The sequence below is a fragment of the Oscillibacter sp. ER4 genome, from assembly GCF_000765235.1.
GTDB lineage: Bacteria > Bacillota > Clostridia > Oscillospirales > Oscillospiraceae > Hominicoprocola > Hominicoprocola fusiformis.
Window position 1 is genome coordinate 53223 of record NZ_JPJG01000029.1, and the last position, 21628, is coordinate 74850.

The following is a 21628-nucleotide window of genomic DNA, read 5'->3' on the forward strand; positions in this document are numbered from 1 at the left end:
TCATTGTTGGGAAAAACAAAAAATACTCTGTCGAACCGACAGAGTATCGCGCTTTCTGCTCTTCCTCATCTTTCGATTCGTTCGTCGGATTTGGCACCTTGCCTCTTCGGGCAGGTTGTCGTGGTGTCATAGGGCCGATCCCTCAACCACTCTCGATGAAGTATTCACTTGTGGCTTTCGCCGAATCGTATTCTACCATGTTTGTGCGTTTTGTCAAGTGACATTTCCCCAAAAACGTCCAAATCGGCGTAAAATGCGGTGCTCTTGCAATTTTGAAAAAAAGTGCTATATTAAGGAAGTTCTGCACACAAAATCTATTCGACAGGAGCTCGTTTGCGATGGTCTTCAGCAGTGTCAGCTTTCTTGTTTTCTTTCTTCCCTGCCTGCTCGTTCTTTATTTTATGGTGCCGCGGCGGTACCGCGGGGCGCGGAATTTCATCCTGCTCGCGTTCAGCCTCGCCTTCTACGCCTGCGGCGGGCCGAAGTTTTTGCTGCTCATGCTGCTCTCCATCGTCATTAACTACTGCTGCGGGCTCCTCGCGGGGGCAAAGCACCGTCCCGCCGTCCGAAAGGCAGGCGTGACGCTCGCAGCCGTGCTGGGGCTCGGGCTTCTCGGCTGGTTCAAGTACGCGGGCTTTTTCGGCGAGATGCTCCACGCCCTGATGCCCTTTATCCCCGTGCCGCAGGTCACACTGCCCATCGGCATCTCATTTTTTACCTTCCAGGGTCTCAGCTATGTGATCGACGTTTTACGCGATGCTGCCGCCGTGCAGAAAAATCCGCTCAAGCTCGCGCTCTATATCTCGTTTTTCCCGCAGCTCGTCGCCGGTCCCATCGTGCGCTACACCACGGTCGCAGACGAGATCGACGAGCGGCACGAGTCCGTTTCCGAATTCTCCGCGGGCGCGGTGCGCTTTCTCTTCGGCCTTGCTAAGAAGATGCTGCTCGCCAACGCTGTCGCGCAGATCGCCGACGCCGCCTTTTCCGCCGTCTCCCCCTCGGTGGCCCTTGCGTGGCTCGGCGCCGTCGCCTACACGTTTCAGATTTATTTCGACTTTTCCGCCTATTCCGACATGGCCATCGGCCTTGGCCGGATGTTCGGCTTCCACTTTCTTGAAAACTTCAACTATCCCTATGTCTCCCGCAGCGTCACCGAGTTCTGGCGGCGCTGGCACATCTCGCTCTCCACGTGGTTCCGCGACTATGTCTACATTCCCCTCGGCGGCAACCGCTGCTCCCGCGCGCGCAATATTCTGAACCTCTTTCTCGTCTGGGCACTCACGGGCCTCTGGCACGGGGCCAGCTGGACATTCATCGCGTGGGGCCTGTGGTTCTTTGTGCTGCTCATCGGCGAAAAGTTTCTCTGGGGTAAGGCGCTCTCGCGCCTTCCGTCTCTTTTGCAGCATGTCTACGCCATGCTGCTCGTCATTTTGAGCTGGGTGCTCTTCCGCGCGGACGATATCAGCGCTGCGCTGTGCTACATGGCCGCGATGTTCGGCCGCGCCCCCGCCCTCTGCGACAGCCGCGCCGTGTACTACGCGCTTGAATTCTGGCCGGAACTGCTGCTCTGCTGCATTGCTGCCCTGCCGGTCAAAAACCTGCTCGAAACGGCACTTGAAAAGCGTAACAGCAAGCTCTCCCGCGGCATCCTCATCGTGGGGCCGAAGCTCGCCTCCCTCGCACTGCTCGCGCTTTCCTACTGCAGGCTCGTCACGGGCTCGTTCAATCCCTTTATCTATTTCCGCTTCTGAAAAAGGAGGTGTCTGCGCATGAAACGTATCTGTGAATGGGCGATGGCCTTGCTCTTTTCCGGCGTGCTGCTCATCCTGATGGCTGCGACCATCCTGCTGCCGAAAAGCCGCTACTCCTACTACGAAAACCGCAACCTCTCCGCCTTTCCCGAGATCACGGCGGAATCGGTCCTCAGCGGTCAGGTCTTCGACGACCTCGAGACCCTGTTCTGCGACTACGCCGCCTGGCGAACTCCCGCGCTCAAGGCCGTCACATGGGCCGATCTGAACGTTTTCCGCCGTCCCGTGGTCAACGAGACTGTCGTCACGGACGATGTCCTGCTACCGCAGCTTTACGATCCCGCCATGAGCGATGACGACATCCGCGCGCAGGCAAAGCTCGTCGCGGAGGACAACGCCGCGCTGCAAAAGCAGGTCGAATCCTACGGTGGGCATTACTGCTATGTCGCCGTTCCGTGCCAGTATGTCTACTATGAGGACAGCTACCCCGCCTATCTCACGAACCGCTCGCGCTATACCGACCTTGAGCTTTCCGCACTGACGGAGGAGATGAACGCGCAGGGCGTGTGCTTCCTCGACATGGGCCCCGTCTTCGACTCGCTCGGCCATCCGCCCGAGTTCAGCTCACGGGTGGACAACCACTACGGTCTTCTTGGTGCGTATGAGACCTACCGTGCCGCCGTACAGAAGCTAAACGGCGACTATGGCCTCGCGCTCTCCTTCCCCGAAGAGGGCACGGATGTGACGTTTTCCGCGCTGCCTAACCCCTATATGGGCTCGCGCACGCGCAAGCTTCTGGGGCTGCGCGGCGATGATGAAAAGCTGCTCACCGCCGCCTTCCGCGAGGATATCCCCTTCACCCGCCTTGACAACTGGCAGGAGGTGGCCTCCGCGGTCTACGCCCTTCCCGCCACCGAGGATGAAGCCCTGACCTACGGTCTCTACATGGGCGGCGACATCGCCGAGACGTGCATCCGCACGGACCGCTCCTCGCTCCTCACCGCCCTCATCTTCGGCGACAGCTTCACCAACGCCGTGGAAAGCCTCGCCTATTACAGCTTCGACGAGATGCGCTCTGTCGACCTGCGGCACTATAAGACGCAGAGCATCAGCGACTATATCGCCGCCTATCAGCCCGACGTCGTCATCTGCATCCGCGATTACGAGGCGCTCCTCTCGCGCAGCGACAACGGCGGCCTCTCCTGACTTCAAGCAAGGAGGTCTTTTATGACCGTCTCCCTTTCCGATCATTTTACGTATCAAAAGCTGCTGCGCTTTGTCGCGCCCAGCATTTTGATGATGATCATCACCTCTATTTACAGCATTGTCGACGGCTTTTTCGTCTCGAACTTCGTCGGCAAAAATTCGTTTGCCGCGCTGAACCTCATCTTTCCCGTCATCATGGCGCTCGCCGCCGTCGGCTTTATGATCGGCACGGGCGGCAGCGCTCATCGCCAAAACGCTCGGCGAGGGCAAGCCCAGGGAAGCGAACAAGATCTTCTCCATGCTTGTCATCGTGCTTGCCGCCGGCGGCGCGATTTTAAGCGGCGTGTGCATCGTTTTCCTGCGCCCCATCTCGTTCGCCGTCGGCGCGACGGACCTGACGATCGACGACTGCGTGCTCTATGGGCGCGTACTGCTGGCTGCTCTCCCTTTTTTCATGCTGCAAAACAGCTTCCAGAGCTTTTTGGCCACGGCGGAAAAGCCGCACTTCGGCCTGCGCGTGACGGTGTTCGCGGGGCTGACGAACATGGTACTCGATTTTCTGCTCGTCTACGTGTTCCCGTTCGGGCTTCTCGGTGCGGCGCTCGCCACGGCGTTTTCGCAGATTGTCGGCGCGCTCATCCCGCTTGTCTACTTTCTCCGCCCGAACGATTCGCTGCTGCGCCTCACGCGTCCGCGCTTTGACTTTCGCGCGCTTGGCAAAGCCTGCTACAACGGCTCGAGCGAGATGGTCAGCAACCTTTCGACCTCTCTCGTCGGCGTACTCTATAACGTGCAGCTCATGGCGATTGCCAAGGAAAACGGCGTGAATGCCTACGGTGTTCTGATGTACGTGAGCTTCATCTTCATGGCGTTTTTCTTCGGCTATTCCATCGCCGTCACACCTGTCGTCGGCTATCACTACGGCGCGAAGAATCACGCCGAGCTCAAGAGCCTCCTCAAAAAGAGCCTGACCGTCACGCTCATCACGAGCCTTGCGATGACGGCCTCGTCCATCCTGCTGGCAAACCCCATCGCACATCTTTTCGTCGGCTACGACGCGGAGCTGTGCGACATGACGGTCAACGCGCTGCGCATCTACGCGCTCTCATTCCTCGTCTGCGGTTTCAATATCTTCGGTTCGGCGTTTTTCACGGGGCTCAACAATGGCACAGCCAGCGCGCTCATTTCGTTCCTGCGCACGCTCGTCATTCAGGTCGCCGCGGTGCTTCTTTTGCCAAAACTTCTCGGCATCAACGGCATCTGGCTCGCCATCACCGTGGCCGAAGCGCTCACACTGATCGTCACAGAAACGCTTTTCCTCCTCGGACGGAAAAAATACCACTACGCATAAAGCAGATCATCCAAACAGCCGCGGTGGCTCGAACCACCGCGGCTGTGCTTGCGCTTTCTGACGGGCTGTGGTAAGATCATTTCAACAAGCAGAATTTAACAAAGGGGTACGAATATATGAGGAAATCAGCTGAATCCTCCATTATTGCTATTATCTTGGGATATCTTGGCTCTGGATTTGGAGCCGAAATAATGAATTGGCCTCAGCTCGGTCCAATTCTTGCAATTGTTGTAATGGGGGTCTGCAATCATTACCTCTTTGGAAAAGGAGAAATAATTGCTTGACAGCTTTCAATTTGTCAAACTGCTGCTCACACGCTTTCTTCACCGACCGGTACAATCACCGATCGGTTTTTTGCATTTCCCTCTTGACATATCATATTGTTGTGATATTATTTTGATATCAAGTTTGGAGGTGCTTTTTATGGAAGAAAAGATCATCACCGGTCACAAAAACGGCATGCTCGTGCTGCTGCTCGAGCTTGTTCTCTACATCGCCGCGGTCGTTTTTCTGATCGTCGGCATCAATGCGGGCTTTCTGCCCCTTGTCGTCCTTTGCGTCATCCTGCTGTTGCTCGGCTGGATCCCACTGTGCGGCCTGCGCGTCCTCAAGCCGCAGGAGGCGCTCGTGCTGACGCTGTTCGGCAAGTACATCGGCACGCTCAAGGGCGAGGGCTTCTACTGGGTCAATCCCTTCTGCTCGTCGTTCAACCCCGCCGCCAAGACGAAGCTCAACCAGTCCGGCGACGTGGACGGCGGCCACAAGGGCACGGACCTTCTCGCTGCCATGCAGGGCGCGTCCGCCGCGGTCGAGGTGGGCGGCAGCAAGAAGATCTCGCTCAAGATCATGACGCTCAACAACGCCCGCCAGAAGATCAACGACTGCCTCGGCAACCCCGTGGAGATTGGCATCGCTGTGATGTGGCGCGTGACCGACACAGCAAAGGCCGTATTCAACGTGGATAACTACAAGGAGTACCTGTCGCTCCAGTGCGACGCGGCACTGCGCAATATCGTGCGCGTCTATCCCTACGACGTCGCTCCGAATGTCGACACCACGGGCGACGGTCAAGCCGACGAGGGCAGCCTGCGTGGGTCCAGCGAGGTCGTAGCCGCGCGCATCCGCGATGAGATCCAGGCCAAGGTCGCCGACGCGGGCCTTGAGATCATCGAAGCGCGCATCACCTATCTTGCCTACGCGCCGGAGATCGCGGCGGTCATGCTCCAGCGCCAGCAGGCCAGCGCCATCATCGACGCGCGCAAGATGATCGTCGACGGCGCGGTCGGCATGGTCGAGATGGCGCTCGATCGCCTGGCGGAAAAGGGCACGGTCGAGCTCGACGAGGAGCGCAAGGCGGCCATGGTCTCGAACCTGCTCGTGGTGCTCTGCGGCAACCACGATGCCCAGCCCGTCGTCAACTCCGGAAGCCTGTATTAACCGCGCCACGCTACTTTTTGGGAGGCTGCCATGAACGACAACGCCAAAAAGCAGGTGCCCCTGCGCCTGTCCCCCAAGCTCTACGCCGCCATCGCCGCCTGGGCAGAGGACGATTTCCGCTCCGTCAACGGCCAAATCGAGTATCTTTTGACCGAGTGCGTGCGCCAGCGGAAAAAGAACGGCAAATACGTCGGCGAGGAGATCGACGTTCCGCCCGAGCTCGATCTCAAGTGAACATGTGTTAAGAATGCGGAAAGAATTCGTTTCTTTCCGCATTTCTGCTCTTCATTCCATTCAGGAATGGTCATTTGTTCAAACTTTATTGATGACTTTTCCCCGTCGCTGTGTCATAATGTTCTAAATGTTATTTGATCGAAACGAGGTATCCCGTATTGAAAAAACTCAACCAGGCGATCGACCGCTTCTGTATCCTGCACCCGAATTTTGGCATCCCCAACCTGATGCTCTATGTCGTCATCGGCAACGTGGTGCTGGGACTTTTGTCCAACTTCTCGAACGGCAACTTTCTGAGCTTCTTCTCCTACACGCTCTCGGGTCTTCTCCACGGGCAGGTCTGGCGGCTCATCACCTTTGTCCTCATCCCTGAGAGCACGAGTCCGTTCTATCTTCTCATCACCTGCTATTTCTACTACTGGATCGGCTCGACGCTCGAGCGGCAGTGGGGCACAGCCAAGTTTACGACGTATTACCTGAGCGGCATGCTGCTCACCGTCCTCGGCGCGAGCATCGTCAGCCTGATCACGGGCTACAGCATCCCCGTCTACGGTGCAAATTATGTCAACTTTGCCATGTTCATGGCCTTCGCGCTCCTCTATCCCGATGCGCAGGTGCTGCTGTTTTTCGTCTTCCCCATCCGCATGAAGTGGCTCGCGTATATTGACGTATTCTACTTCTTCTTCGACATTGTGCGCTACATTGCCGCCGGCAGATGGTACTATTCCATCATGCCCATTGTGGCGCTTTTGAATTTCGTCATTTTCTTCTGGCCCGAGCTTACACGGTTTTGGGGACTCGAACGCCACCAGAGCAAGCAGGCCACGCACTTCCATAACACCGTGCGCGCCCAGCAGCGTCAGGAACAGTATCAGCAGCAGACGCAGGGCTTCCGCCACAAGTGCGCCGTGTGCGGCCGCACCGATGTGACGAATCCCGAGCTCCAGTTCCGCTATTGCAGCAAGTGCGCGGGATACCACTGCTTCTGCTCTGACCATATTTTCAATCACGTCCACTTTACGGACGAGCAGCCATAAGCAAAGGGAGGCCATCATTATGGCATATACGAAAGAACAGGCGTGGGAGCTGCTCACGCAGTACAACAAGGGTGAATTCCACTTAAAGCACGCCAACACCGTCGCCGACGTGATGCGCTGGTACGCAGAAAAGCTTGGCTATGGCGACGAGGCGGACTTCTGGGAGATCGTCGGCCTTCTCCACGACCTTGATTTTGAGATGTATCCCGACGAGCACTGCATCAAGTCGCAGGAGATCATGCGTGAAAACGGTCTCGACGAGCGCCTGATCCGCGCCACCGCCAGCCACGGCTACGGCCTGCACTTTGACGGCCTTCCCGAGCCTCAGCACGAGATGGAAAAGGTCCTCTTTGCCACCGACGAGCTCACAGGCCTGATCGGCGCGGTCGCGCTCATGCGCCCGAGCAAGAGCGTCAGCGATCTTGAGGTCAAATCCGTCAAGAAAAAGTATAAGGACAAGAAGTTTGCCGCCGGCTGCTCGCGCGAGGTCATCGAGCGCGGCGCGGAAATGCTCGGCTGGGATCTTGACACGCTCATTGAGCAGACGATCCTCGCCATGCGCGCAAGCAGTCATGTCGAATAATTTCCCTGCATAAATTCCTACCGGTCATTTATTACCTGCGGAAAGGAAGGTGCTTTTATGAGCGATTTTACCCCTACGCCCACGCCGAGTTACAGCGGAAAGCTCCGCAACCATATGCTGATGGTGCCCGAGTGCATCAACGAGTGCAGCGGCATCCGCATCTTCGGCAGAACGATCAAGTCCTTTGTCTTTTCCACTGACGTTGCCACCATCGCAAGCGTCAATGCCGATGCGGTGATTGCCGTTTATCCCTTTACCCCGCAGCCGCGCATCGTGCGCGCCGTCATCAGCGTGGCGGATATGCCCGTGTTCTGCGGCGTCGGCGGCGGCTTCACGTCTGGCGCGCGCTCTGTCGCCCAGGCGATGGAGGCTGAGCACTGCGGCGCTTACGGCGTTGTGCTCAACGCGCCCGTTTCGGCGGATATTCTGCGCGACATCAAGTCGCACATCGACATTCCGGTCGTGGCGACCATCGTCTCCGCCACGCAGGACACTGAGGCTCGTATTGCCGCAGGCGTTGACATTTTGAACGTCTCTGCCGCGTCGGAAACGCCGCAGCTCGTCGCCGCGCTCCGCGAGCGCCATCCCGAGATCCCCATCATCGCCACCGGCGGCCCGAAGGATGAGACTATTCGCAAGACCATCGCGGCAGGCGCGAACGCCATCACCTACACCCCGCCCGACAACGGTGTGCTGCTGGCTGAGATCATGCACGCACACCGCGAGCGCTACCGGTAAGCTACATATAAAAAATGCTGGCTCTTATGAGCCAGCATTTTTCTTTTATCTTCACGCTTCCTTGTTCGACAAAAACTGGTAGCTGCCTTTGCTGCCCTTCAGCGTGACGATCCCCTTTTCACCGCTCTCCTGCTCATAGGCGAGCGCGATAGTCCCGTCCTCGTTCTGCTCGAGCGAGGTGACCGTGCAGCGCTGGAAATTCGTATCGCCGTGGAGCAGATAATAGGCGTCGTACTCCTCGAGATAGATGAACTGGTCGAGATTCTTTTTGTTCGTCTCGTCCAGTTCCACGCCCAAATACTCCTGCAAAAAGGCGTCCATTTCCGTTCTCTGCGTTTTGATGGGATAATGCTCAAACGCCACCGGGCCGATTGCTGTCTGTTCTGCCTCAGTGACCTCTTCCTGTATTCCTGTCGGGCCATTATAAAAGAGCTCATAGAGGTCGATGTCCGCGGCGGTGTCGTAATAGCTGCTGAGCAGCATATTCGTCATGCACACGCCGCTGCCCACATTGAAAAATTCCGTGTTGAACCATTCGATGTCCACCGTAGACGTCTCATCATCCGGCGGCGGTACGTCGTCCGCGGGCTTCGTGCCGCAGGCGGTCAGTGCGCAGCACAGGGTAAAAAGCAGTAGGAAGATTTTTACTCTCTTCATTTCTCTCATTCTCCGTTAGAGTGGTCCTATTATGATCGCTTCTGCGGCGCGGCCGCACTTTTTACGCCATGGGACTCTCCTCTCTCTCTCCTATTCTCTCAGTACGGGCACGGGAACGCGGAGAACACCGCGTGGCCGCCGACGATGGTAAAGGGATATTCGAAGTTCTCCTCCTCGCCGTTCGGCGTCCAGCTCTGCGACGCTTCGTCCCAATCGCCGTAGGTGATGGTCTGAGTCACGGTGCCGCTCTCACCGTCGAGCGTCACGCTGTGCATCTCATCGATTACGGAATCGTCGCTGCCGCGGTCGGCAGACAGGACGTATAGTCTGCCGTTCACCTCAGCGTAGCGGTCAGACTCTTCAAACCACTGGTCGACCAGCGCCTTGTCGAAGTAGCGGTACATCAGATCGTGCATGTCCTCGAGCGTCGAAACGCTGGGGATCGCCGCACTGTAGTAGGTGTAGCCGTTGATCTCCGTCTCGTCCGGCGCATCTCCGATCGGCGGCGTGTTCATAAAGAACCACGCCCACAGTGTGATCGCCGTGTCGAAATCCGCCAACACGGTCTGCTCCTGCGAGACGTCTAAAATCGTCTTCGCGTGCTCACTCAGCGCGTTGTAGAATTCGCTGTACGGCACCGCGAACACCTGCGGCCCTGCCGCATACGGCGCGATGACGTACTGGTCGAACGTGACCGTCAGGCCGTTTTCCGTAAAGTTCAGCGTCGCGAGCGTGGGGAAATCCTGCAAATAAGAGTCATAATCGTCAAAATATCCTTCGCTGAGGCCCTTTTGCGCGATCTGCTCGTAGATATTCCAATAAATGCTCTCCTGCAGCGAGTTTCCCTGCAAATTGCCCTCCTCCGAGGCCAGCGCGTCCAGCGTCAGGAATTCGCCCGTCGTCAGATCAAAGCTCCACGCGCGGGTGGCGGAATTCGGATGCACGCCGCCGTAGTAGGTGTAGTTCTCCGCCGCGACGCTCAGGAGCTTCCCCTCGGTCATGTAGGTCTGCGTCAGGCTCAGCTCGTTCGTCCAGTAGCTTCCGTTCAAAAAGACCGATGTGCCGTTTTCCGCATAGAGCTCCTTGGCCTCTGCGGCCATCTGCGCCGCCTCGGACTCAAGCCCTGCGAGCACATTATTCATCTCCGTGTTGAAGGCATTCTGCGCCGTGACCTGCGCGGGTTTTCCCGCACCGCCGTTCGCCGTCACGTTCTCCGCCAGCGTGTAGAGCTCGCCGTCCTCCGTGCGCAGTTCGAGCACCGGCAGTTCGTAGCGCTCCGCCAGAAGCACCGTGCCGTCGTCGGCCTTGTACTCGTTTTCGTAAACTTGCGTCGCGACTTCAAAGTGCAGCGTGCTCGCCTGCGGCGGCGCGTTGTCCTCCGGCCCGCCGGGCGCTCCTGCGCCGCAGGCGGTCAAATTCAGCGCCAGCACGCAGCAAAGCAGCAGCGTCATCCATTTTTTCATTCTGTTCTCCTTTCGAGGTCTCGGTTCCTTGCTCAAACGATCACAGGCCCCTCCGTCCACGCGCTGCTGCCTCTGGCCGCGCGCAGCTCGGGATAGGCGAGCACGTATTGATCCGCCGCGCGCGCCGTCAGAGCGAAGAGCTTCTGCGCCTCCTCGCTCAACGCGCGCACATCGGCGCTCTTGGTCAGCACCGGTGCGCTTCCCGTTTTTTTGATCGTTTTGAGCAGCTTTCGTCCCCGCTCATTGCACGCCAGCACGCGCAGATAGGGGACCTCCGGCGGCACATCCGCCGCAGTCACGTCCAGATACGCCGCAAGCAGCATCCGCCGCAGCCGCGCATAGGCATAGCGCTTCGTCTTCACCGCGGAGAGCAGCTCGTCGACGGACGCTGCCGTCCGCGCTGCGTCATAAAACCGGCGATAAAGGCCTTCATTCCCGCTGTCATAGCGGGCGAAGTCCTCCTCGCACATCGCGCGCAGCCGGGAAAGCACCGCCCGCTCCGCATTCTGCATCGTCACCGGCGCGCGGCCCGCTGCGCATTCGCGCGCATAGATGGCGGCGCTCTCCGCCGTCAGATACGCGGAGGCGTCCTCTCCGTTCGTGAGCAGCTCGCGGATGTGGCTCGCCGAGGCGAAGCCCTTCGCCGCACCCCCGTTGTGCCCGACGACCTTTCGCAATATTGCCAGCGGCGCGATGGTACTGCCGCTTTGCAGCAGCGCCTTGCAGTATTCTACGCCGAGGATATCGTTCGGCTCCCGGAGCACCGCGGCATCCTCGCCGATGAGCGCCCTCGTGGCGCTCTCCCTCGCCGTGGCAAAGGACAGGCCCTTGGCAAGCTCCTCTCGCAGCGCGTCGGGAAAATCCGCCCGCAGCAGTGCCTTTGCCGCGCGCTGCAATTTCGCCGCGTTACCGCATTCGCTGCCAAAGACCAGCGTGTCGACCACGCCCGTCGCCGCCAAAATGCTCACGCCGCCGCGGGCAAAGCCCTCCGCCGACGAAATGGCCCACGGCAGCGGCAGCTCAAGGACTAAATCTGCCCCGCTGCGCACGGCAGCCTCGGCGCGCGCATGCGCGCGTTCAATGGCAAAATCGCCCCGCTGGACAAAATCGCCGCTCATCGCGCACACGACCGCGCACTCTTCCTCGCCTGCCAGACGGCGCAATTCATCAATTTGCCACTTGTGGCCGCGGTGGAAGGGATTATATTCGCATATTATACCAAATACCCTCATGGAAGTCCTCTCAAAGCGGTTACAAAAGAGTTACGTTTTGTTAAATTTACTTGTCTTTGCGAAAAAAGTTGTTATAATATATTCTGTATCGAATTGTACATCCGATTAATTTGATTCTTATTTTATCGGAAATTTGGGCGCAATGCAAGCGCCCTCGGAAAAAGGAGTATACTTATGAATGTTCTGGTCATCAACGCAGGTTCTTCTTCCCTGAAGTATCAGCTGCTCAACCCCACCACGGGCGAGCTGCTGGCGAAGGGTCTGTGCGAGCGCATCGGCATCGACGGTCTGTTCACCTATAAGCCCCAGCTTCCCGGCAAGGAAGCCATCAAGGCCGCTCCCGTCTCCATGCCCACCCACAGCGAGGCCATCCAGGCCGTGCTGAACGCGCTCGTCGACGAGAAGAACGGCGTCATCGGCTCCATGAAGGAGATCGACGCTGTCGGCCACCGCGTCGTCCACGGCGGCGAAAAGTTTGCCAAGTCCGTCGTCATCACCGACGAGGTCATGCAGGCAATCGAGGAGTGCAATCCCCTCGCCCCACTCCACAACCCCGCCAACATCATCGGCATCAAGACCTGCCAGGAGCTCATGCCCGGCGTGCCCATGGTCGCCGTGTTCGACACTGCCTTCCACCAGACCATGCCCCCCGTGGCCTATACCTATGCCATTCCCTATGAGTACTATGAGAAGGACAAGGTCCGCCGCTACGGCTTCCACGGCACCTCTCACAAGTATGTTTCCCAGCGCGCGGCCGATATGCTCGGCAAGCCCATCGAGCAGCTCAAGCTCATCTCCTGCCACCTCGGCAACGGCTCCTCCGTCACCGCGATCGACGGCGGCAAGAGCGTCGACACCTCCATGGGCTTCACCCCGCTCGCCGGTCTTCCCATGGGTACCCGCTCCGGCGACATTGACGCCGGTATCCTCGAGTACCTGATGAACAAGTACGGCATGGACATCAAGGAGATGGTCAATGTCCTCAACAAGAAGTCCGGCGTCATGGGCGTCAGCGGCGTCAGCTCCGACTTCCGCGATCTCGAAGAGGCTTTCGAGCAGGGCAATGAGCGCGCCGGCCTTGCCGTCGATATGTTCAACTACGGCGTGAAGAAGCTCATCGGTGCGTATGCCGCCGCGATGGGCGGCGTGGACGCCATCATCTTCACCGCAGGTGTCGGCGAGAACAGCGCTTCCCAGCGCATGGCCATCGCCTCCGGCCTCGAGTTCATGGGCGTCAAGATGGACGAGGACGCCAACAAGGTCCGCGGCGAAGAACGCGTCATCTCCGCGCCCGACTCCAAGGTCACCGTCCTCCTTATCCCCACGAACGAGGAGCTCATGATCGCCATGGATACCGAGGCGCTCGTCGGCTAAGTCATCGACAACCGATTATAAAAAATCCGCTTACGAAATTCGTAAGCGGATTTTTTTATTGCCGGTCTTCGAGCCACTGCATCGCGCCATAGGCGAGCAGTGCGCTCCCGCGCGGTAAAATGTTCTCGTTGAAGACGACGCTCTCGTTGTGCATGGGCTTTCCGTAGCGCGCGTCCTCCTGCGCCGTGCCCGCGCCGAGCAACAGATACGCGCACGGCAGCTCGTAGGTGTAGGACGCAAAGTCCTCCGAGCCCATCCCGCCCTCACGCAGGCGGTAGACGCTCTTCTCGCCGAACAGCATTTCGGCGCAGCGTGCCATCTGCTCGGTCAGCGCCTCGTCGTTTTTGAGCGGCGGCGCGCTCGCAAGCTCTTCGACGCTCGCGCTGCCGCGGAAGGCCCTGGCCGTCGCGTCCGCGATCTCGCCGATGCGGCACAGGATCAGCGCGGTCACGTCGCGGTCGAACGTGCGGATCGTGCCCTCGATCACGGCCTCCTGCGGGATGATATTCGGCGCGTGCCCCGCGCTGAATTTGCCCATCGTCACGATGGCGGGCGTCTTCGCGGGCAGCTCGCGCGCCGTGATCTCCTGAAGCGCAAGGTAGATGTGCGCGGCAATGTTGATTGGGTCGACGCCCGTCTCCGGCATTGCCCCGTGACAGCCGACACCCTTGATCGTGATGCGAAACAGCGTGCAACCCGCCATAAACGTTCCCTTGCCGCAGAGCACGAGGCCCGACGGCGTCCCGGAGTTCACGTGCAGCGCCATCGCCGCCTGCGGCTTCGGCGCTTCCAGCACACCGGCCTTAAGCATTGCTTTCGCGCCCGTGAAACCCTCCTCGTCGGGCTGGAAGACAAGTTTCACAGTGCCCTTAATCTCACTTTGATGCGCCTTGAGTAGCCTTGCAGCACCCAGCAGCATGGCTGCGTGCATGTCGTGTCCGCAGGCGTGCATGCTGCCGTTTTCCGAACGGAACGGCAGGTCGGTCTTCTCCTTCACCTTGAGCGCGTCCATGTCGGCGCGCAGCAGGATACAGCGCCCCGTATCCTCGCCCGTGAGCTCCGCGACCACGCCGCCGCCCAGCTCGCGCGGCTCATAGCCGAGCAATCGCAGCTTTTCTTCGACAAATTGAACCGTCTGCGGCAGGTGCGCGCCGACCTCCGGCGCGCGGTGGATCGCTCTCCGGTTCTCGACGATCTCGTCTTTCATTTCGATGGCTTCCGCCAGTAAAGTCTCTCCGTTCATGCAAACTTCCTTTCTCATTTCTGCGCGGCGGTTTTTTTCGCCGCGCGCTGCTGCGCCGTCCGCCGCACGAGCTCGCACAGCGGCAGGATGTATAAAAAGCACGCAAACGCCATGCCTGTCATCGGCGCGCCGACGGTCGAGAGCGGCGTCGCCCCCGCAATCGACCACGGCACAAGCGCCGCGATGACGACGGCGCTATTTTCAAGGTTGATGGCAAATTCCTCTTTATCCTTCTGCGACGGCGCGCAGAGCTGGTTCGTCAGGATGATCGTCAGCGTCTGGTTGCAGGCGAGAAGGCTCGCCAAAACCGCCGTCAGCAGCATTGAGGCATAGGGCGAGGTCCTCTCACTCAGCGCCGTCACGCGCCCGCACAGCCCGTCGAGCAGCCCCGTCTTGCGAAAAATGCCGGAATACGCCGACGAGATCATCACGATCAGCGCCACGCGCACCATTGAAATGATGCCGCCGCCGTTGAGCATCGCGCCGACCTCGGCGTCCGACGCCGTGTAGCCTAAGATTGCGGTCCTGAGGATCGTCATAACATCCAGATGCCGCAGGAAAATGCACAGCACGACCGCCGCTAAAATGCTGACCGACATCGCCTTTTTCACGTTCACGCGTAGGACCGACAGGATCAAAATGAGCACCGCCGGCAGGCACATGACCCAGTGAAGCGTCATCTCGCGCCCGTAGAGCGACCACAGCTCGCCCGCCGCACCGCTGCCGCTTTTCACCATGCCGAGCGCCGCATAGACGCCGCAGCTCAGAAGAAACGGCACGAGCGCCGTCTTGAGCATGCGCTTGATGTTGTCGTAAATGTTCGTCTCCGTCAGCTCGCTCACGAGCAGCGCGCTCGTCGAGACCGGCGAGCAGCGGTCGCCGAAGTATACGCCCGAAAGCATCGCGCCGCCGAGCAGCACGGGGTCCATGCCCATCGAAATGCCGACGCTCACGCAGATGGTGCCCATCGTCGCCGCCGTGCCGAACGCCGTGCCTGTCAGCATCGAGACACCGCAGTTTAGGAGAAACGTCATCAGCAGCAAGATCTCCGGCCGGATGAGGTCGACGGCGCAGCAGATGATGAACGGCAGCGTGCCGCACGCACGCCAGAATGCCGTCAGAATACCGATCAGCGGAAAGACGAGCAGCACGCTCGTCGATGTCTTCACGCCCGAGCAGATCATCTTCCCGAGTTCTTTCCACGAAAAGCCCTGCTTTTTGCCGTACAGCGTGAAGATCACAAGCCCCGCCAGGAGCGCGTAGAGGATGTTCGTCCCCAGCACGATGCACACGAGCAGCGCAAGGCAGAATAAAACGATCGCAGCCATCCCAGTCCTCCCTATCCTTTTTAACACAGTATCGCTATCTTAGCACGAAGCGATCAAAAAGAAAACTCGTTTTTATCCCACCGCATACGCCCACAGCGGCAGCGTCAGCATGGATAAAAGCGTTGTGAACACGACATTTCGCGCGGCGAACGGCGCGTCGCTGCCGTATTTGGCGGCAAAGATGGCCGCCGTCGCGCCCGCGGGCATGCCCGTCATCAGGACACTCACGCCAAGCGCCGTCGGTTCAAGGTGCAGCAGCAGACCGACGCCCAGCGCTGCCGCGGGCAGCAGCGCGAGCCGCAGCAAGCTGAACTTTACCGTGTCGCGGCTCACGATGCTCTTGAGCGGCGCATCCGTCAGGATCGTGCCGACAATAAACATCGTCAGTGCGGAGTTGCAGTTCCCGATATACTTCACGGTGTTCAGGATCACGGATGGCAACTGCACCTGCGTCACCATGCAGAGAAGTCCCAAGTAGATGGCGACAAGGCAGGGGTGCGTCAGCACGTTTTTGATGAGCTTTTTCTTTTCCACCGTCTCGCCCGCGACAAAGTACGTCGTGCCGACCGACCACATCACAATGCGCATCGGGATCAAAAAAATCGAGGTGTAGAGTACGCCGACCTCGTTGTAGATGCCCTCGGCGATGGGATTGCCGAGAAAACCGCTCATCGGCACGATGGTACAGTATTGCAGCACCTTTTTCCGCTGCGGATCATAGCGTTCAAAAAGGAACCGGTTCAAGGCGAGGCACAATAGCTGCATGACGACTGCGCTCACAAACAGCATCGCACAGGACTTGAGCACACCCGCATCCAGCTCAATGAGGCAGGATTTAAAGATGTTGCACGGGATGACCACATTGATACAGAGGTCGGCCAGGCACTTTTTGCCGTTTTCGTCGATGATGTCCTTCTTTATTGAGCAGCGCGCCGATCAGCATCATCGCAAAAAGCGTGAGCTGCAAGCTCCCCAGCTCTAAAATGCTCATGTTCCTCTCCCGCCATCCTTTCCGATATGCCCTGCAAGCCGGAGTGCAGCAGGCAGAAATTGCAAAATCTCCTGCTGGTGCTCCGGCTGTCAGGTTCCCCCACGCAAAGCGAACGAACGTGTGTGGATGGAGGCGCGGTGAAAAAGAAAACCCGTGCGCTTTGCCGTTCGTTCAGCCTTTCGTTGTCTTTAGTATAATCGCGGATTTTCATCTTGTAAAACTGTTAAAATTGATATATTCTACAAGAAACAACTGTAAAAGGAGCGTTCCCATGAATTTCCATTCTCTTGACTATTTTCTCGTGCTCGCGCGGGAGAAAAACTTCACCCGCGCCGCCGAAGCGCTGCACATCACGCAGCAGTCGCTCTCGTCCCACATTGCGGGACTTGAAAAGGAGCTTGGCTGCACGCTCCTTGTGCGCCGCACGCCGCTTGAGCTCACCTATGCGGGCCGCACGTTTCTGCGCTATGCCGAATCCATCGGGCAGACGCGACAGGCCATGGAACGCGAATTCTGCGATATCTCCGAAAATCAGAAGGGCGAGCTGCGCGTCGGCATCGCCTACACGCGCGGCCGCGCCATCATGCCGCGCCTGATCCCCGCCTTTCAGCGTCAGTATCCGAATGTCGAGATCACACTGCTCGAAGGCTCGAACGACGCGATCCAGAAGGCGCTGCTCAGCGGCGGCATTGACCTCGCCATCGCCGGCTTTCCACACCCGCTCCCCGGCGTGGTGCTTGAGGATTACTATCTGGAGCACATCGTGCTGTGCCTGTCCGATGGGCTGCTCGCGCAGTGCGGCATCGACCTCGACACGCACCGCGGCGAGATCGCCGCGGGAAACCTAAGTGCCCTGTGTGACTGCCCCTTTGTCCTCGGCTCCGCGGAAGACATCGGCGGGCGCATCGGGCGCGGACTTTTGCGCTCCTCGGGCGTCTCGCCCGTCAGCAAAGCAACATCAGAAAACGTCGAAACGCTGCTCGCGCTCTGCGAGCAGGGGGTCGGCGCATGCTTCTGCCCGGAAAATCTGCTGCACACGGCGCTCTCGCCCGAGCAGCTCGCGCACCTGCACATTCTCCCGCTCTGCTCAGAGGCTTCCTATCCCATCTGCTTTGGGTACTTGAGCCGCTCGTATCCGTGGAGCGTGCTCTCGGAATTCATCCGCATCGCCCGTGAGCAGACTGCATAAGCACCATAAAAACGCCGCCCGTACATTTATTGCACGGACGGCACTCTTTTTTACTTCTTCACCGCAGGCTGCTGCTGGGTGATGCAGTGGATGTTGCCGCCGCCGAAGGCGACCTCCTTCGTCTGCACGCCCACGACCTCGCGGTCGGGGAACATTTTCTGCACCTGTTCGATGGCGACTGCGTCGTTTTCGTCGCCGTACTGCGGCAAGATGACCGCACCGTTGACGATCAAAAAGTTCATATACGACGCGATGCTGACCTCGCCGTCCTCGCGGGGGATGGTGCCCTCCACGGCGTCGATGGTATCCGCGCCCTCGAGTAAGCACGGCTTTTTCGTCAGACAGAGCTTGTGAACCTTTAATTTGCGACCCTTGGCGTCCGTCGCCTCGCTCAGGAATTTGTACGCCGCCTGCGCCTGTTCGTAGAACGGATGGTTCTTGTCCTCCGTCCAGATGCACGCGACCTCGCCGGGCGCGACGAAGCACGCCACGTCGTCAATGTGCCCGTTCGTCTCATCGGGGTCGATGCCGTCCTTGATCCACAGCACCTTCTCGCAGCCAAGATAGTCGCAAAGCATCTGCTCGATCTCTTCTTTGCTCTTGTCGGGGTTGCGCCCCTCGGAGAGCAGGCACATCTCGGTCGTCAGCACCGTGCCCTCGCCGTCGACGTGGATGGAGCCGCCTTCGAGCACGAAGCCCTCGGTGCGGTAGCTGTCCACATCCGCGATCTCGCAGATCTTGCGCGCGATCTGGTCGTCCTTGTCCCAGGGGAAATACAGCCCGTCGACGAGCCCACCCCAGGCGTTGAACTCCCAGTCCACCGCGCGAAGACCGCCCCTGTCGTTCACAAGGAACGTCGGCCCGCAGTCGCGCACCCACGCGTCGTCGCTCTCGAGCTCCACGACGCGGATATTTTCGGGGAGCTTGGCGCGCGCGTTCTGATACTGGCGCACGGATGCGCCGACCGTGACCTTTTCAAATCTTGCGATGGCTTTTGCCACGTCAGCAAAGGTCTTCTGCGCGGGCTTGCCGCCGTCGCGCCAGTTGTCGTTGCGCTCGGGCCAGAGCATCCACACGCCCTGCTGGGGCTCAAATTCGGCGGGCATGCGATACCCGTCCTGCTTCGGCGTTGTGCCGATGATTCGTTTTGCCATAACTTTGTCTCCTTATGATGAAACCATACTTAGCTGCGCGCGTTTTTCCCGCGCAGCGCGATCAGCACCTCGCCGATCGCCACGCTGAGGATCGACCCGATCGTAATGGGCAGAAAGCTCGCAAGCGTCTCTGCGTCAAACGAGAGCGGGACCGCAGTGAAAATGATCGAAATGACGATGAGCACCATCGGCACGTAGGCGATCCATTTGAGCGCCGTGTCAGACCCCGGCACGCGGAACGGGCGCGGCGTCTTCGCATCCTCGCGCCGCAGCTTCAAAAACGCCGGAAACACGGGAAGATAGCTCAAAAGCAGCATCACGAGATTCAGCGCGAAAAAGCTCCAGAAGAGTGACGAGTCCGGCGACGCCATCTCGATGAGCACACCCAAAACACACACGCACGAGGCGACGACGCCCGACGTGACCGCCGCGCCGACGGGCATGTCGTTCTTTGCCCAGCGCTTGGCGAACACCCGCGGCATGTCGTTGTGGTCCGCCGCCAGCGCCGCCGTCGAATTGACGCCCATCGACCACGAGATCATATTGCCGAACAGCGTCACGAGGAACAAAAGCGCCACCACGCCCACGAGCACGCCGCCGCTGCCGCCTAAAATGAGCGACACCGCGTCGATAAGCCCCGAATCCACGCTGATCTCACGCACATCCACTGCCGCGCCGATGCCGAACGCCGAGAAGAGGTAGATGGCCGCGATGACGATGCCGCCGGTCACGATAGACTGCGGGATCTGCTTTTTCGGGTCGCTCATATTGTTTGCATACGTGCACACGACCTCAAAGCCGAGGAAATTGAAGATGATGACGGAGATATACGAGAGGCTGTTTAAGTCGAACGACGGCAGAAATGTCCGCGCCGACATGTCGTTGACAAAGCCGTAACGGCTGATATACCACACGCCGAGCCCGCCGACCAGCAGCGCCAGCACGATCTTGATGACAGCGCTCACGTTCAGGATAATGATGCTGTCACACACGGGATAACACGCGACGAGCGTGACGATCCAGATGAACAGAAGCTCGACCACGAGCGAGCCGAACGTCCCGAGGCTCCGCCCCGTGATGAACGTGATGAGCTCGGGACACATCACCGCAAGCGATGCCATCCACAGCGGGAAGTTGATCCAGTAGTACCACGAGGCGCGCGCCGCCCACTTGCCGTTCGGATACGCCGCGTGGATCCAGTCATAGAGCCCGCCGTCGCCCGCGTAGGCTGTGCCGAGCTCGGCGGCGATGAGGCCGTAGGGCAGCAGAAACGCCAATATCATAAAGATCCACCAGAAATACTGGCTGTTGCCGATCGACGCGACCGGCGCCGCCGCCTCGGCGACAAACACCACGCAGATGACCGACAAAATGACGTCTGCGAGCCGGAATTGATTCTTCTCCATGGTTTTTCTCAGCTCTTTTCCGCTTTCGAAACGCCGCAGTAGGCCTCGACGCAGCCGAGCTTGTCGCAGAGCACTTTGTCAAGCTCCTCCTTCGCCGCCGCGATCTGAAGACCGCTCGGCTCCTTGCGGCAGCGTGTAAAGTAGACAAGAAGGCCGCGCATGGCCGTCAGGCGGTTGCCTGCCTCTTCCCAGCAGAGAGAGGCGTCGGAGTCGGCGACCTCGTCGGTCACGTCTTCGCCGCGCGTCGCGGGCAGGCAGTGCATGAATTTACAGCCAAGGTTCCCGAGCTGCATCAGTTCGCGGTTGACCTGATAGTCGTGGAAGACGCGCACGCGCTCTTCCTTCGGCATCTCGTTTTCGTAGAGGCCGTACCACACATCGGTATAGATGAAGTCCGCGCCGCGTACGCTCTCGCGGTCGTCGGTGACAAGGTAGCTGCCGCCGGAGAGCGCGCAGTTCTTCTTCATGATCTCCTTGTGCTGCTCATTCAGCTGGTGGCCCTGCGGGCCGTACTGGACAAAGTGCATGCCGAGCTTCGTCGTGATGAAGCCGAGCGATGCACACACCTGCGTCGCGTCGCCCACGAACACGACTTTGCAGTCCTCTAACTTCTTCCCCTGCGGAAGGTTCTCCACGATCGTGCAGAGGTCGCCGATCTCCTGCGTGGGGTGGTTGTAGTCCGACATGCCGTTGATGACGGGGATGGTGCAGCTTTTTGCGAGCTCTTCGATCGTCTTGTGCTCGATGACGCGCGCCATCACGACATCGACAAGCTTTGAGAGTACCTTGCCCGTGTCGCCGATGGTCTCATGCCCGCCGAGCTGGATCATACCGGGGCCTAAATACTGCGCGTGCCCGCCCATCTGGCTCATCGCGGTCTCAAACGAGACGCGCGTGCGCGTAGAGGACTGCTGGAAGATCATGCCGAGCGTCATGTTGCGCATCAGGGGCGGATAGTAGCCCGCCTTAATGGCCTTTTTGATGGCGAGCGACAAGTCGATGATGTCGAGCAGTTCCTGCTTTGTGAATTCATTGGTGTCGATAAAGTCTTTTTTCATACGATTCCTCCGACATTTCAAGTTGCTTTTTGCCGCGGAGGCAGACGCCGCGGCGAATGCTGCGCTTAGTGTCTGCACTTTTTTCCAGTTCATGCGAAAAAAAACTGTGCAACATGACACAAATCACGCCGCATTCCGTCGCCGCTGTGTATTTTACATAGATTTTACAATTCTCCTCTGGCAGTTTTGACATTTG

20 protein-coding genes, 1 pseudogene and 1 riboswitch are annotated in these 21628 nt (G+C 59.0%); of the genes and pseudogenes, 11 read left to right on the forward strand and 10 right to left on the reverse strand.

What is annotated here, in order from left to right; genetic code table 11:
- Positions 1–62: 62 nt before the first annotated feature.
- Positions 63–162, reverse strand: a riboswitch (SAM riboswitch).
- A gap of 176 nt (positions 163–338) precedes the next feature.
- From NI20_RS0105095 to NI20_RS0105130, 9 genes and pseudogenes are all read left to right on the forward strand, one after another.
- A complete protein-coding gene (locus NI20_RS0105095) occupies positions 339–1751 on the forward strand; it encodes an MBOAT family protein (protein ID WP_033120363.1) in 1413 nt (470 codons plus the stop codon).
- Positions 1752–1769: 18 nt separating this feature from the next.
- On the forward strand, positions 1770–2957 hold the full coding sequence (locus NI20_RS0105100; RefSeq protein WP_033120364.1) for a hypothetical protein: 1188 nt from the start codon (positions 1770–1772) through the stop codon (positions 2955–2957).
- Between the two features lie 93 nt (positions 2958–3050).
- Positions 3051–3552, forward strand: a pseudogene (locus NI20_RS15970) (MATE family efflux transporter); the annotation flags it as partial.
- Positions 3553–3756: 204 nt separating this feature from the next.
- Positions 3757–4308 carry an MATE family efflux transporter gene (locus tag NI20_RS15975; protein ID WP_369699398.1) on the forward strand — a complete coding sequence of 184 codons (552 nt, stop codon included), beginning with the start codon at positions 3757–3759 and terminating at the stop codon, positions 4306–4308.
- 423 nt (positions 4309–4731) lie between these two features.
- Positions 4732–5745, forward strand: coding sequence for an SPFH domain-containing protein (locus NI20_RS0105110; protein WP_033120365.1), 1014 nt, complete (start codon positions 4732–4734; stop codon positions 5743–5745).
- Between the two features lie 30 nt (positions 5746–5775).
- Positions 5776–5979 (forward strand): PTS ascorbate transporter subunit IIC, encoded by a 204-nt coding sequence (locus NI20_RS0105115; RefSeq protein WP_033120366.1) that lies wholly within the window; start codon positions 5776–5778, stop codon positions 5977–5979.
- Between the two features lie 158 nt (positions 5980–6137).
- Positions 6138–7016, forward strand: coding sequence for a rhomboid family intramembrane serine protease (locus tag NI20_RS0105120; protein WP_033120367.1), 879 nt, complete (start codon positions 6138–6140; stop codon positions 7014–7016).
- Between the two features lie 19 nt (positions 7017–7035).
- Complete coding sequence (locus NI20_RS0105125) at positions 7036–7599, forward strand: hydrolase (RefSeq protein WP_033120368.1); 564 nt, start codon at positions 7036–7038, stop codon at positions 7597–7599.
- Positions 7600–7656: 57 nt separating this feature from the next.
- Positions 7657–8337 carry a hydrolase gene (locus NI20_RS0105130; protein ID WP_033120369.1) on the forward strand — a complete coding sequence of 227 codons (681 nt, stop codon included), beginning with the start codon at positions 7657–7659 and terminating at the stop codon, positions 8335–8337.
- 51 nt (positions 8338–8388) lie between these two features.
- Here NI20_RS0105130 and NI20_RS0105135 read toward each other — a convergent pair whose 3' ends face one another.
- From NI20_RS0105135 to NI20_RS0105145, 3 genes are all read right to left on the reverse strand, one after another.
- Positions 8389–8994 carry a hypothetical protein gene (locus NI20_RS0105135; protein ID WP_033120370.1) on the reverse strand — a complete coding sequence of 202 codons (606 nt, stop codon included), beginning with the start codon at positions 8992–8994 and terminating at the stop codon, positions 8389–8391.
- Between the two features lie 98 nt (positions 8995–9092).
- Positions 9093–10457: an RsiV family protein gene (locus NI20_RS0105140; RefSeq protein ID WP_033120371.1), complete on the reverse strand. Its 1365-nt coding sequence runs from the start codon at positions 10455–10457 to the stop codon at positions 9093–9095.
- A 32-nt stretch (positions 10458–10489) separates the two neighbouring features.
- Positions 10490–11689, reverse strand: coding sequence for a nucleotidyltransferase family protein (locus NI20_RS0105145; RefSeq protein ID WP_033120372.1), 1200 nt, complete (start codon positions 11687–11689; stop codon positions 10490–10492).
- A 174-nt stretch (positions 11690–11863) separates the two neighbouring features.
- Between NI20_RS0105145 and NI20_RS0105150 the strand changes: the two genes are divergently transcribed.
- Positions 11864–13063: an acetate/propionate family kinase gene (locus NI20_RS0105150; RefSeq protein WP_033120373.1), complete on the forward strand. Its 1200-nt coding sequence runs from the start codon at positions 11864–11866 to the stop codon at positions 13061–13063.
- Positions 13064–13118: 55 nt separating this feature from the next.
- Here NI20_RS0105150 and NI20_RS0105155 read toward each other — a convergent pair whose 3' ends face one another.
- The 4 genes from NI20_RS0105155 to NI20_RS15630 all read right to left on the reverse strand — a co-directional run bounded on the left by NI20_RS0105155 (position 13119) and on the right by NI20_RS15630 (position 16625).
- Positions 13119–14306, reverse strand: a complete 1188-nt coding sequence (locus NI20_RS0105155; protein ID WP_033120374.1) for a M20 family metallopeptidase — start codon at positions 14304–14306, stop codon at positions 13119–13121.
- A gap of 14 nt (positions 14307–14320) precedes the next feature.
- Entirely contained in the window at positions 14321–15634 is a 1314-nt protein-coding gene (locus tag NI20_RS0105160; RefSeq protein WP_033120375.1) for a Na+/H+ antiporter NhaC family protein, read from the reverse strand.
- A gap of 72 nt (positions 15635–15706) precedes the next feature.
- Positions 15707–16543: an AEC family transporter gene (locus NI20_RS13805; RefSeq protein WP_369699399.1), complete on the reverse strand. Its 837-nt coding sequence runs from the start codon at positions 16541–16543 to the stop codon at positions 15707–15709.
- Positions 16470–16625 (reverse strand): hypothetical protein, encoded by a 156-nt coding sequence (locus NI20_RS15630; RefSeq protein ID WP_242842924.1) that lies wholly within the window; start codon positions 16623–16625, stop codon positions 16470–16472. Before NI20_RS15630 ends, NI20_RS13805 begins: the two co-directional genes overlap by 74 nt.
- Positions 16626–16896: 271 nt before the next feature.
- Between NI20_RS15630 and NI20_RS0105170 the strand changes: the two genes are divergently transcribed.
- Positions 16897–17814 (forward strand): LysR family transcriptional regulator, encoded by a 918-nt coding sequence (locus NI20_RS0105170; RefSeq protein WP_033120376.1) that lies wholly within the window; start codon positions 16897–16899, stop codon positions 17812–17814.
- A 50-nt stretch (positions 17815–17864) separates the two neighbouring features.
- Here NI20_RS0105170 and aguA read toward each other — a convergent pair whose 3' ends face one another.
- The 3 genes from aguA to ptcA are packed head-to-tail and all read right to left on the reverse strand — an operon-like array spanning position 17865 to position 21432.
- A complete protein-coding gene (gene aguA / locus NI20_RS0105175; protein ID WP_033120377.1) occupies positions 17865–18968 on the reverse strand; it encodes an agmatine deiminase in 1104 nt (367 codons plus the stop codon).
- Positions 18969–18997: 29 nt separating this feature from the next.
- Positions 18998–20374 (reverse strand): APC family permease, encoded by a 1377-nt coding sequence (locus tag NI20_RS0105180; protein WP_033120378.1) that lies wholly within the window; start codon positions 20372–20374, stop codon positions 18998–19000.
- Positions 20375–20382: 8 nt separating this feature from the next.
- Positions 20383–21432: a putrescine carbamoyltransferase gene (ptcA, locus tag NI20_RS0105185; protein ID WP_052084442.1), complete on the reverse strand. Its 1050-nt coding sequence runs from the start codon at positions 21430–21432 to the stop codon at positions 20383–20385.
- Positions 21433–21628: the final 196 nt, after the last annotated feature.